Origin of the sequence: Pseudomonas sp. NFPP04, from assembly GCF_900113815.1 — a bacterium.
Taxonomy (GTDB): domain Bacteria; phylum Pseudomonadota; class Gammaproteobacteria; order Pseudomonadales; family Pseudomonadaceae; genus Aquipseudomonas; species Aquipseudomonas extremorientalis.
This window is the reverse complement of the sequence record NZ_FOQS01000019.1, coordinates 40,354-51,645: the sequence shown is the minus strand read 5'-3', so window position 1 is coordinate 51,645 and position 11,292 is coordinate 40,354. Positions and strand designations below refer to the sequence as shown.

Annotated in this window: 11 protein-coding genes; 5 read left to right on the top strand and 6 right to left on the bottom strand. The window is 61.2% G+C overall.

Going from position 1 to position 11,292, the window contains the following annotated elements:
• Positions 1-8 precede the first annotated feature (8 nt).
• Positions 9-2,114: a mechanosensitive ion channel family protein gene (locus BM017_RS27800; RefSeq protein WP_092250541.1), complete on the bottom strand. Its 2,106-nt coding sequence runs from the start codon at positions 2,112-2,114 to the stop codon at positions 9-11.
• 171 nt (positions 2,115-2,285) lie between these two features.
• On the opposite strand from BM017_RS27800, the gene BM017_RS27795 reads away from it, so the two are divergent.
• From BM017_RS27795 to BM017_RS27785, 3 genes are read left to right on the top strand one after another with little or no spacing between them, the layout of a single operon-like run.
• The gene (locus tag BM017_RS27795) at positions 2,286-3,065 is read left to right on the top strand and encodes an endonuclease/exonuclease/phosphatase family protein (RefSeq protein WP_071489845.1); all 780 of its coding nucleotides are present in this window, start codon (positions 2,286-2,288) and stop codon (positions 3,063-3,065) included.
• Positions 3,062-4,324 carry a cardiolipin synthase ClsB gene (gene clsB, locus BM017_RS27790; RefSeq protein WP_092250538.1) on the top strand — a complete coding sequence of 421 codons (1,263 nt, stop codon included), beginning with the start codon at positions 3,062-3,064 and terminating at the stop codon, positions 4,322-4,324. Before BM017_RS27795 ends, clsB begins: the two co-directional genes overlap by 4 nt.
• On the top strand, positions 4,314-5,261 hold the full coding sequence (locus tag BM017_RS27785) for a lysylphosphatidylglycerol synthase domain-containing protein (RefSeq protein WP_071489843.1): 948 nt from the start codon (positions 4,314-4,316) through the stop codon (positions 5,259-5,261). Before clsB ends, BM017_RS27785 begins: the two co-directional genes overlap by 11 nt.
• A gap of 4 nt (positions 5,262-5,265) precedes the next feature.
• Here BM017_RS27785 and BM017_RS27780 read toward each other — a convergent pair whose 3' ends face one another.
• From BM017_RS27780 to BM017_RS27770, 3 genes are all read right to left on the bottom strand, one after another.
• A complete protein-coding gene (locus tag BM017_RS27780; protein WP_092250535.1) occupies positions 5,266-6,021 on the bottom strand; it encodes an alpha/beta hydrolase family protein in 756 nt (251 codons plus the stop codon).
• Positions 6,011-7,120 carry a DUF3182 family protein gene (locus BM017_RS27775; RefSeq protein WP_092250532.1) on the bottom strand — a complete coding sequence of 370 codons (1,110 nt, stop codon included), beginning with the start codon at positions 7,118-7,120 and terminating at the stop codon, positions 6,011-6,013. The genes BM017_RS27780 and BM017_RS27775 overlap by 11 nt, the downstream gene beginning before the upstream one ends.
• A gap of 171 nt (positions 7,121-7,291) precedes the next feature.
• On the bottom strand, positions 7,292-8,251 hold the full coding sequence (locus BM017_RS27770) for a GlxA family transcriptional regulator (protein ID WP_092250529.1): 960 nt from the start codon (positions 8,249-8,251) through the stop codon (positions 7,292-7,294).
• Between the two features lie 96 nt (positions 8,252-8,347).
• On the opposite strand from BM017_RS27770, the gene BM017_RS27765 reads away from it, so the two are divergent.
• On the top strand, positions 8,348-8,908 hold the full coding sequence (locus tag BM017_RS27765) for a cysteine hydrolase family protein (protein WP_092250526.1): 561 nt from the start codon (positions 8,348-8,350) through the stop codon (positions 8,906-8,908).
• Between the two features lie 21 nt (positions 8,909-8,929).
• On the opposite strand, the gene tam is transcribed toward BM017_RS27765, so the two are convergent.
• Positions 8,930-9,691: a trans-aconitate 2-methyltransferase gene (gene tam, locus BM017_RS27760; protein ID WP_092250523.1), complete on the bottom strand. Its 762-nt coding sequence runs from the start codon at positions 9,689-9,691 to the stop codon at positions 8,930-8,932.
• A 101-nt stretch (positions 9,692-9,792) separates the two neighbouring features.
• On the opposite strand from tam, the gene BM017_RS27755 reads away from it, so the two are divergent.
• Complete coding sequence (locus BM017_RS27755; protein WP_170856130.1) at positions 9,793-10,710, top strand: LysR family transcriptional regulator; 918 nt, start codon at positions 9,793-9,795, stop codon at positions 10,708-10,710.
• A 57-nt stretch (positions 10,711-10,767) separates the two neighbouring features.
• Here the strand turns inward: BM017_RS27755 and BM017_RS27750 are convergent, their stop codons facing one another.
• Positions 10,768-11,283, bottom strand: a complete 516-nt coding sequence (locus BM017_RS27750; protein WP_003232445.1) for a single-stranded DNA-binding protein — start codon at positions 11,281-11,283, stop codon at positions 10,768-10,770.
• Positions 11,284-11,292 lie beyond the last annotated feature (9 nt).

Below are 11,292 nucleotides of genomic sequence, written 5' to 3'. Positions count from 1 at the left end.
CATATGGGTCACTGCGTTCGCGGTTGCTCGGTCAGCACCACCGAAGCGGGCACGTCTTCATCCGGCTCATCCACCTGCGGCGTACGCTTGGGCAGCAACACCTGCTGTGGATAAGTCTGCGCGAAGTGCACCTGATCACAGTTATCCACAAGCTTTTTCAGGCGCTGGTTGAACGCGCGGCTCACCGCATATTGCCCACCCGACACCGTGCGGAACTGTGCCGTGAGTACCACGCCGTTGAGGTCCATCTTGTCCACGCCAAACACCTCCAGCGGGCCTTGCAGGTTGTACTTGAGGAACACGTCATCGCGGATCGACTGGCCCGCCTCGCGGATCAGTTCCACCGCCTTGTCCACATCCGTGTCATAGGTGAACTGTACCGAGAAGAACGCATAGGCAAATTGCCGCGACTGGTTGGTGACCGCCTTGATCTGCCCGAACGGCACCGAGTGCACAAAGCCCTTGCCGTCGCGCAGGCGCAGGGTGCGGATGGTCAGGCCTTCGACAGTGCCGGCGTGACCGGAGTCGAGTACCACCCAGTCGCCGATGGACAGCGTGTCTTCGATAATGATGAACAGGCCGGTGATCACATCCTGCACCAGTTGTTGCGAACCAAAACCAATGGCCAGGCCGACCACCCCGGCACCGGCCAGCAGCGGCGCGACGTTGATCCCGAGGTTGGCCATGGTGGTGATCGCGCAGATCACTACCAGAACGATCTTCACCGCATTACGCAGCAGCGGCAGGATGGTTTTCACCCGCGTGCTCGGTTGGCGACTGGAGCGCTTGTTGACCGGTGGTTTCAAGGCTTCCTGGATCGCCGTGTCGAGTACCACCCAGAACAGCCAGGTCATCAGCAGGATCAGGCCGATGCTGCTCAGCGAATCGCTGATCGCGCGGCCCACCGAGTTGCGCTGGGCGAACTCGAACAGGGACACGCCCCAGATCCGCCCGAGGATTTCAATAAAGGCAATGGCCATGGCGATGCGCAGGATCGCGTGCAACAGGCTGAGAAAACGTTCCTTGTAGGCGCTGCTGCGCTGGATCGCCACCTGGCTGCGGGATTTGAACAGGTGTTGCAACACGGTGCTGAGGAATACCGTGCCGATCAGCAGGATCGTGGTGAACAACGCGCAACGCAGGGCCTTCTGATTATCGTCGCCGGCACCGATCAAGTTGATTGCCGAGACCAGTACCATCAACAGGATCGGCCAGTACCACAACCCGGAAAACACCCGCAGAGATTGCTGGAGCGCCGGATGTTTCATGCGCTGCGCCAACGGCCGGTTGCGGATCAGGTGGGCGACCGGACGGCGCAGGCGAACCACTAATACGCCAAAGATTACTGTCGCAAGCAGGCCGGTGAATACCGCAATGCTGCTGGTGATATTGCCGCCCAGTTGGCGTGCGATCTGCGGACTGGTCAAGGCGTCGCTGAGGGCGGCGAGAAAGCCGATGAGGAACAGCGGCTTGGGGCAGTAGCCGCGAATGATCTGCACCGCCGGGCGCTTGTGGCCGACATTGAACATGACGATCACACACAGCAGCATTGACGTGGAGAAGATGCCACTGCTGGTGGCATAGGCAAAACACAGCGCCAGCGCCCGCCCCACGGAGGTGGGCAGAAAATGGCTGACATACAAGGTCAGGGGCAGGCATATCAGCGCCGGGATCGTGTAAGGCACCACATAGCCCAGCACCGCTAGGAGGCGTTTGCGCCGTTCGAAAAACGTGCGTTGCCCCAGTCGTCTCACTATCACGCGCCCCAGTAACGTCAGCAGCGTAAAGGCGCCGATCCACACACCGGACAGCAACAGGAAGTCCCCGGCCACGCTCCACGGCGAACGCTCAGCGGTCTGGTTGACCAGGCGACCGACTTCGTTGGCAGCCCGGTCGGCCCGCAGGCGCCATTCGTCAATGAAGTTCTGGTTGAGGTCCAGCTTTTGCTGCACATCATCAATGCTGGAACTGATCGCACCGAGAAGGCCGCCTTCCACTAGCAACTCTGGCTTGGCCGGCGCTTCAGGTTCCGGCGCGGTGGCCGCCGCTTGCAGCGCACCGCTGCCGCAAAACAGCAGCGCGCCGAGCAGTAATGCAGTCTTGAGATTCAGCAAAACACCGAGCTCCTTCAGAAGGGTCTGTAAGGAACTGACGGGTTTGCGCGTTGATCGTTCCCCTTCAGCGGCATCTTTATGCCGTCTGTAGGACGCTGGAAACTTTCCGTCAAAAATCACAGTCAGCCATAAACGAGGGCCAGGCCCCACCACTTTTTCACAGGAGCAACTATGGCTGCGATTCCCGACTGGGTGCCCATCACCCCCAGCGTCGCCATCACTCGCTTCACGGTGTTGACGGTCAATATCCACAAGGGCTTCACCGCACTGAATCGACGCTTCATCCTGCCCGAATTGCGTGAAGCCGTGCGCAGCGTGGGCGCCGACATGGTGTTCCTGCAGGAAATCCACGGCACCCACGAGCGCCACCCCCAGCGCTTCAGTGACTGGCCGAACATGCCGCAGTATGAGTTCCTCGCCGACAGTATCTGGCCGCAATTCGCCTACGGTCGCAACGCGGTCTATCCCCATGGCGACCACGGTAATGCGTTGCTGTCGAAGTTCCAGATCGTGCGTTACGACAATCTCGATATCTCCCAAAGCGGCCATGAAAACAGGGGCCTGCTGCATTGCGTGCTGCGCTTGCCGGGCACCGGCCAGGAGATCCATGCGATCTGCATCCACCTGGGTTTGCGTGAAGTGCACCGCCAGCAGCAATTACGCTTGATCGAGCAGCGCATCAGCGAAATCCCGGCCGATGCACCGTTAGTGGTGGCCGGTGATTTCAACGATTGGCGCCAGAAGGCCGACCTGAGCAAGGCGGGTTTGAAGGAAGTGTTTATCGAGTCCATGGGCAAACCCGCGCGCACCTTCCCGGCGCGGTTGCCATTGCTGCCGCTGGACCGGATTTATGTACGCAACCTGAAGGTGCATAACCCCAGGGTGCTGACGACGCGGCCATGGTCCCACCTCTCCGACCATGTGCCGCTATCGGTGGAGATCGAGCTATGAACGTGGCCGTGGAACATATCTCCACCGACCAGCCGCCGGACGAAGCCAAGGCCCGCGACCTGGATTATGGCTGGCAGAGTGGCAACCAGATCGAGTTGCTGGAAAATGGCGAGGCGTATTTTCCCAAGGTGTTCGAAGCCCTGCGCGCGGCGCAGCGTGAGATTCTGCTGGAGACCTTCATTCTCTTCGAAGACAAGGTGGGTCATGAACTGCACGGCATCCTGATCGAGGCCGCGCAGCGTGGAGTGAAAGTGGTGGCAAGCCTGGACGGTTTTGGTTGCGGCGAGCTGACGCCCTCGTTTCTCGGTGAACTGGCGGACGCCGGGGTGACGGTGCAGATGTTTGACCCGGCGTCCAAGACACTGGGCTTTCGCACCAACTGGTTTCGTCGCCTGCACCGCAAGATTGTGGTGGTGGATGCGCAGGTGGCGTTTATTGGCGGGATCAATTTCTCCGCCGATCATTTAGGAGATTTCGGTCCAGAAGCCAAGCAGGATTATGCAGTGCGGGTGGTGGGCCCGGCGGTGGCGGACCTGCATCATTTTGCCCTGGCGCAAAGTGGTCGCCAAGTCCGCGCGCGACGTGGCTGGCGGCGGCGCCAGCAGCGGCCTTCGTTGTGGTCCACCGACCAGGGCGATGGCCTGGTGCGGCTGATTTACCGCGACAACGTGCAACATCGCGATGATATTGAAGAGGCGTACATCCACGCACTGAGCAAGGCGCAAAAACGTGCGGTGATTGCCAACGCCTATTTCTTCCCCGGCTACCGCTTGCTGCGGGAAATCCGCAACGCCGCGCGCCGTGGCGTGAGGGTGCAATTGATCATGCAGGGCCAGCCCGATGTGCTGCTGGCCAAGTTGGCGGCGCGGATGCTCTACGACTATCTGCTCAAGGACGGGGTGGTGATCCACGAGTATTGCCAGCGCCCCCTGCACGGCAAAGTCGCGTTGGTGGATGACGAATGGAGCACCGTTGGGTCGAGCAACCTGGACCCGTTGAGCCTGTCGCTGAACCTGGAAGCCAACGTGTTGATACGCGACCGAGCCTTCAACCAACACTTATACGAACGTCTGGAAACACTCGCCAACAATCATTGCCAGACCATGCCGGAAAACCGCAAACCGCGCTTGTGGCTGTGGCGATTGACCGTGGGCTTTCTGGTATTTCATGTGATGCGCCACTTCCCAGCGTTGACGGGATGGCTGCCGGCGCACAAGCCACGATTGAAACCCATCGAGAGCCAGGCCAATGACCGCTGAATCCCGGTTCAAACGCTGGAAGAAACCGCTGACTATCGCCTTTTTCCTGGTGCTGATCGTGCTGTTCACTCTGCTGGCGCGGCGTATCGACTGGAGCGAAGTGCTGCAGACCCTGGGTGACTTCAAGGTGCGCACTCTGGTGATCGCGGGGGCACTGACGTTGTGCAGCTTTCTGGTGTACGCCAGCTTCGACTTGATCGGCCGCACCTACATCCGCCAGAACCTGGTGTGGAAGCAGATCCTGCCGGTGGGCATCATCAGCTACGCCTTCAACCTCAACCTGAGCGCGTGGGTGGGCGGCATCGCCATGCGTTATCGCCTGTATTCGCGCCTGGGCGTGAGCACCGGCAATATCGCCAAGATTCTCGGCCTGAGCCTGGCCACCAATTGGTTTGGCTACATGGCGATTGCCGGGGTGGTGTTCAGCAGCGGCCTGGTGACCATGCCGCCGGGGTGGAAGGTCAGCACCACGGCATTGCAGGGCATTGGCGCGTTGTTGGTACTGGCCAGCCTCGGCTATCTGGTGGCCTGCCAGTTTTCGAAGAAGCGCGCGTGGACGATTCGCGGCATGGAAATCAACCTGCCGTCAGTGCGCATGGCGTGCCTGCAGTTGCTGCTCGGCGCGTTGAACTGGTCGCTGATGGCGGCGGTGATTTTCACCCTGCTGCCGGCCAAGCTGGACTATCCACTGGTGTTGGGCGTGTTGCTGATCAGCGCGATTGCCGGGGTGCTCACCCATATTCCCGCCGGGCTGGGCGTGCTGGAGGCGGTGTTTATTGCACTGCTGCAGCATGAGGCGTCGCGGGGCAGTCTGCTCGCCGGATTGATCGCGTATCGGGCGATTTACTTCATCTTGCCGCTGCTGATCGCGTTGGTGATGTACCTCGGTGTGGAGGCCAAGGCCAAGGCGTTGCGGGTGAAGAAAACACCCGCCTGAACCCTTACTGGGACTGGATGATGCTCAACCGTTCGCCCACCACCATCTCGGTGATCCAATCCACCAGGATTGAGGTGTACGCCTGTTGGGACACCGGATCGCTGAGGGAGTGGTCGGCGCCATCGATGATGCGATGGGTCAGGGAATGGGTCTGCTGGCACGCCGCACGGTAGCTCATGATGGTCGCGTGGGGCACGTGGTCATCGGTTTCCGATTCGACGATCAATACATCCCCGGTAAATGCCGAACACGCATGCAAGGCGCGATTGGTTTCGGCGTGGACCAAGGTGCTGCGGTAATCCATCAGGTCGGCCTTATCCAAGTCACGCTTGGGCTTGAGCCATTCCTGGTCGCGGTACAGCGCTGGCACGCGCAGCGCCAGCCAGCGTACCGGGCGCAGCGAGGTGAGGATCGCCGCGAGGTAGCCGCCGTAACTGGTGCCCACTACCGCCACCGCCGAGGTGTCGATGGCCGGGTGAGCCAGCAGTCGGTCATAGGCCGCCAGCAGGTCGCGCAGATTGTCTTCGCGGGTGACGCGGGACAAAGGAATACCCGTGCCAGCGTGCCCGCGCAGGTCGAAGGTCAGGCATACACATCCCAAGCCGGCGATGCCTTTGGCGCGCTCAAGGTCTCGCTCCTGGCTGCCGCCCCAACCATGCACAAACAACACGCCAGGTACTTTGGATTTGGGGCTCAGGAAGGTGCCGCTCATCTGTTCGTCGTCGATATCGATCGCAATGCTTTCGCTTCTAGCCGTCATAAGATTCAACCGTCACGTACTTGAGAAGGAACTCGCTGTTTTCCGCCGGGCCGCGATACACCTCGATGGCATCAGCCGGCAAGGGCTGGTCCACGTAGGTTTCCACGGAGGACACATGGATCGCACGCAGGCCGGGATTGTTGATAAAGCTTTGCAGGGCCGCGACTTCGGCACTGCTGGCCCCGCCCATGCGCCAGGATTGTTCGAGCACGCCGCTGCGACGCTGGCCGTTATTGTCGAGGCCCTGGGCGATGTCGTAATTGCGCCGTGATGCGTAGAAGCCGGGATAGGCTTCATCGGCGGCCGCGTCGAAGACTTGGGCTTGCTCGATGGCCTCGCGAACGTCGTCGGGTAATTCGAGTTGCAGCAGGTCTGCGTAGTAACCGGGCACCACCAACAGGTTGGAGCCGCCGTAGACCTCTTCGCCCTGTCCATCTTTCGTCAGGTATTGCTCGCCGCAGTAGCTGAACACGTGATCGCCGATAAAACTCTGGCCGACACTGTGGGTGACCACGTTGTGCAGGTCTTGCTCCAGCACCACGCCTTGGCTGAAGAGTTGTGCGGCATCCGGTCGCGCCAGCACCGCTTCGAGTTCATCCAGGCTGTGGATAACTTCCTGGCCTCTGCCCGCGCAGGCGTGCACGGGTTTCAAGCGGATGGGGCCGCTGGACAGCAAGCTTGCAGCGGCAGGCCGCGCGTCCTCCAGCGCAAAGACACTCAAGCCCTCCAGCACGACTTTTCGCACACGTTCGCCAAACAACCCCGACCACCCTTCGGGCGCTTTGGCTTCAGGGCTGAGCAAGCCATGACTGATGGCCTTGGTGCAGATGAAGTCGTGGTCGACATAACCGCCCCACAAATCCTCCGGACCTTGGATATTCAGTGCCCGCGCCTGGCCGGGACCGACCAGAGTTTGTGTGGGCAGCAGGTATAACGCCCGCCCCGCGTGTAGATCAGCGTCATAGCTTCCACCGAACTTGAGCCCGAGGATCTGCGCCAGCCAGCGTGCCAAGGCACGATTGGTTTCGACCTCATGCAGCGGCGCGCCCTCACGCGTGGAGTGAGCAACTACCAGCTTCTTGCGTTGAATCGGGGTCATGCGTCCCCCTTGGCCATCCCGCCATGTGTGTACGCAGAAGGTTGCAGGGATCAGGCCAAGGCTCTTCCATGGAGGATGCTTTTCAAATCAAGCCGTTACGGAAAAACCGATGGCAGTTAGCCTGTTTTATTCTGCACGACGCCGCGTTAACGCAGCGGCGTTCTGCACGATTCACACGCCAAAACGGCTGCGGTAATCGCTGGGCGCAAGGCCGGTGATTTTCTTGAAGGTGGCGCGAAAGGCGCTGGGGTCCTGGTAGCCCACGGTCCACGCGATATGGTCGATGGTGCCGTTGGTGAATTCCAGCATCTGCCGCGCCTTGCCCACACGCAGGTGCTGGCAGTATTCGGTGGGTTTCAAACCGGTGGCGCTGCGAAAACGCCGCAGGAAAGTCCGCTCCTCCAAACCGGCTTCCCGGGCCATTGCCGCCAGGGAAACATCCACCGCACCGCTGGCCTGCAACCAGTGCTGAACCTTGAGGATAGCTGTGTCACCGTGGCCAAGAATCGGCGCGAAGTTGCTGCCGCACTGGCTGGCGCTGTCACTGTGCTCAATCACCAGGAAACGCGCGGTATCGGCCGCGATGCTTGGGCCCATCAGACGGTCGACCAGGCGCAGGCCGAGTTCGGACCAGGCCATCAAGCCGGCGGTGGTGATCAGGTCGCCATCATCGACGATCGGCTTGTCGGCCTCCAGGCGCACCGCCGGGTAGCGGCTGGCGAAGGATTTGGCGGAGGACCAATGGGTGGTGGCGCTGCGCCCGTCGAGCAACCCACTGCGCGCCAACATGATCGAGCCAATGCACACACCGCCCAGTACCGTGCCTGCCGCATGTTGCTGGCGAATCCATTCCAGCAGCGCCGGGTGTGCCTGGTCTTCTGTAAACTCGCCGATCGATGGCGGCACCAGCACCGCCATCATCGGTTGCTCGGGACCGGGATAGCTGCTGAAAACACGCACCGGTGTGCCAGCGCTATCCACCTGCCAATGGCTGACCCGCAGCAATGGCAACTGCGCGGATTGATGCTCGGCGGCGATGCGATTGGCCACGCCAAACAGGTCAGTCAAGCCGTGCACGGCGGCCAGTTGCGCACCCTGGTAGATCAACACGCCCAGCTCAACCACGACCATTGTCAGTTTTCCCCCTGTTATTGTCGGTGCAGCCAATCCCAGGTGTGGGCGCCAGCTAAGATACTGGCCCCATCAACCCATCACGAGGCAACACACATGGCCAAGCAAGCGCTCATCCTAATCGATATCCAGAACGACTACTTCCCCCAGGGCAAGTGGCCACTTGACGGCGTGGACGCCGCAGCGGACAAAGCCGCGCAGGTGCTGCAAGCATTTCGCCAGGCGGGCGATGCGGTGATTCATGTGCGCCATGAGTTCACCTCCGATGACGCACCGTTCTTCACGACCGGCTCCGAGGGTGCGCACCTGCATGGCAAAGTGTTGAACGAGGGCAACGAGCCGGTGGTGCTCAAGCATTTCGTGAATGCGTTCCGCGAGACCAACCTGCGAGCCCTGTTGGAACAGCGCAGCATCACGGACCTGGTAGTGGTCGGCAGCATGAGCCACATGTGCATCGACGCGGTGGTGCGGGCGGCGGCGGACCTGGGCTACACGGTCACGGTGATTCATGACGCGTGCGCCACGCGGGAACTGGAGTTCAATGGGCAGGTGATTCCGGCGGCGCAGGTGCATGGGGCTTACATGGCGTCGCTGGCGTTTGGGTATGCGAGCATGGTGTCGGCGGATGAGTATTTGAAGGCGCAAGCGGCGGCATGACCGCCACTTGTCCTTTGGACGTCAGCGGGTCGCGATGATGAACAGGCGCGGAAACGGTAGTAGTACAGTGCCGTCAGCCAGGGCCGGATAGGCACGGGTCATTCGCGCCTGGTATTCCTGCAGGAAAGCGGTTTTTTCGCTGTCGGCCAAAGGCGCGAGGAAGGGCCTCAGCGCCGATGCCTTGAACCACTCCACTACTGCCGCGTGGCTCGCCAACGGGTGCTGGTAGGTGGTGCGCCACACATCGACCGTACTGCAATGTTTGCTCAGCAGTTCGTAGTAGTAGCTCGCCGTGTGGCGCTCGTTGTGTTTGACCGCACCGATCTTTGCCGACCATGGCCCCTCTGCCGCGACTTCGCGGGCGAGGTGGTGGGCGGGTTCGTCGAGGTTGTCCGGGGTTTGCACCGCTAGCGTACCGCCGGGCGTCAGTTGGCGGACCAGGTGCGGGTACAGCGTGGCGTGGTCCGGCAGCCACTGCAGGGACGCGTTGGCCAGGATCACATCGAAGGCGCACACAGGGTTCCAGGCACCGATATCCGCCAGTTCGAAGTTCAATGTCGGTAGCCGTTTGCGGGCGTCGACCAGCATGTCATCGGAACTGTCCATACCGGTGATGTGCGCTTGCGGGAAACGCTCGGCCAGCACCTCAGTCGAGTTACCGGGACCGCAGCCCAAATCGACGGCATTGTGCACTTCAAGGTTCGGAATGGCCGCGACCAGGTCACGGACAGGGCGGGTGCGCTGCTGTTCGAACATCGTGTACTGCTTGGCTGACCAGTTCATCACGGCTTTCCTTCTTCTTGAGGTTGCCCACAGCCTAAATCTTGTGAGTCATGAGAACAAATGCCAGGATTGATGCACTCCCATACCTGAAAAGTATCCCTATGCTGGAACTTCGCCAACTCAAGGCCTTTGTGGCCATCGCCGAAGAAGGCTATATCACCCGCGCCGCCGAACGCCTGGGCATGCAGCAACCGCCGTTGACGCGGATGCTGCAAAGCCTCGAGGCCGAACTGGGTGTGGTCTTGATGGAGCGCCTGCCCCGTGGCGTGCGGCCCACGACGGCCGGGCTCGCATTGCTGGACGAAGCACGTGAGATTCTCGCCCAGGCAGATGGGATTGCAGAGGTGGTGCGCCGCGCCGCACGGGGCGAGCGTGGGCGCCTGGCGATCGGGTTTACCAGCTCGGCGGCGCTGCATCCCTTTGTGCCGAGTGTATTACGGCGGTTTCGCGAAACCTTTGTCGGCGTTACGGTGGTGCTGGAGGAAGCCGGGACCGGCGAACTGCTGGACGCGTTGATCCATGAGAAGCTCGATGCAGCATTTATCCGCTCGCCCCTCAGCGCAACCCAGTCGCTGCAAGACGAACCGATCCTGGTGGAGCCCATGTTGCTGGCGTTGCCCACGGATCATCCTCTGGCAATCGATCCGGGATCTCCCCTGCCCTTGTCGGCATTGGCGACCGAGTCCTTCGTGCTCTACCGCCGGCGTGTGGGGCTGGGTTTGTACGACGCAATTCTGGTGGCCTGCCGTGAAGCAGGGTTCAGCCCGCAGGTGGTGCAGGAAGCTCCGCGCATGACCGCGACCCTAAGCCTGGTGGCTGCTGGACTTGGGGTATCCATCGTGCCGGCGTCGATGCAGCGCTTGCGCGGGGATGGCATCGTTTATCGGGAATTGACGGAGTGCCGCAGCCTGGTGGCGCCGTTGCATTTGGCGACGCGGATCGATGACGGTTCGGCGATGCTGCAGCGGTTCAAGGAGATGGTTGTCACCGCCGCCTCGACTGAAGCTGATCGCGGGTGATAAAAAACCCCCGAGGCCTGAGCCAGCGGGGGTTCTGTGTGTTCCGGGTGTTAAACCTCAGAACGGGATATCGTCATCAAAGCTGTCGAAATCCGGAGCCGGTTGCGGCGCGGCCTGTTGTGGCGCTGGACGCGACTCACGCTGTGGCTGCTGGCTTGGCTGCGGGCGCGACTGCTGTGGACGCGGAGCCGAGTTGGACATGCCGCCCTGGCCCTGTTGGTCGCCCTGTGGACGGCCGCCCAGCAGTTGCATGGTGCCTTGCATGTCGACCACGATTTCAGTGGTGTAACGCTTGATGCCGTCTTTTTCCCACTCGCGGGTCTGCAGCTTGCCTTCGATGTAGACCTGCGAACCTTTGCGCAGGTACTCGCCGGCGATCTCTGCGACCTTGCCGAACATCGACACACGGTGCCATTCGGTTTTCTCGACCTTCTGGCCGGTCTGCTTGTCGGTCCACTGTTCGCTGGTCGCCAGACTCAGGTTGGTCACGGCGTTACCGTTAGGCAAGTAGCGAACTTCGGGATCCTGGCCGCACGTACCGACCAATATGACTTTGTTAACCCCACGGGCCATAACGTTCTC

What these genes read in the sequence shown, in the direction of transcription:
- BM017_RS27765 (WP_092250526.1), top strand. Translation starts at nt 8,348, where the DNA reads ATGGCCAAGCAAGCGCTCATCCTAATCGATATCCAGAACGACTACTTC.
- BM017_RS27780 (WP_092250535.1), bottom strand. Translation starts at nt 6,021, where the DNA reads ATGACGGCTAGAAGCGAAAGCATTGCGATCGATATCGACGACGAACAG.
- BM017_RS27770 (WP_092250529.1), bottom strand. Translation starts at nt 8,251, where the DNA reads ATGGTCGTGGTTGAGCTGGGCGTGTTGATCTACCAGGGTGCGCAACTG.
- BM017_RS27755 (WP_170856130.1), top strand. Translation starts at nt 9,793, where the DNA reads ATGCTGGAACTTCGCCAACTCAAGGCCTTTGTGGCCATCGCCGAAGAA.
- BM017_RS27785 (WP_071489843.1), top strand. Translation starts at nt 4,314, where the DNA reads ATGACCGCTGAATCCCGGTTCAAACGCTGGAAGAAACCGCTGACTATC.
- tam (WP_092250523.1), bottom strand. Translation starts at nt 9,691, where the DNA reads ATGAACTGGTCAGCCAAGCAGTACACGATGTTCGAACAGCAGCGCACC.
- clsB (WP_092250538.1), top strand. Translation starts at nt 3,062, where the DNA reads ATGAACGTGGCCGTGGAACATATCTCCACCGACCAGCCGCCGGACGAA.
- BM017_RS27795 (WP_071489845.1), top strand. Translation starts at nt 2,286, where the DNA reads ATGGCTGCGATTCCCGACTGGGTGCCCATCACCCCCAGCGTCGCCATC.
- BM017_RS27775 (WP_092250532.1), bottom strand. Translation starts at nt 7,120, where the DNA reads ATGACCCCGATTCAACGCAAGAAGCTGGTAGTTGCTCACTCCACGCGT.
- BM017_RS27750 (WP_003232445.1), bottom strand. Translation starts at nt 11,283, where the DNA reads ATGGCCCGTGGGGTTAACAAAGTCATATTGGTCGGTACGTGCGGCCAG.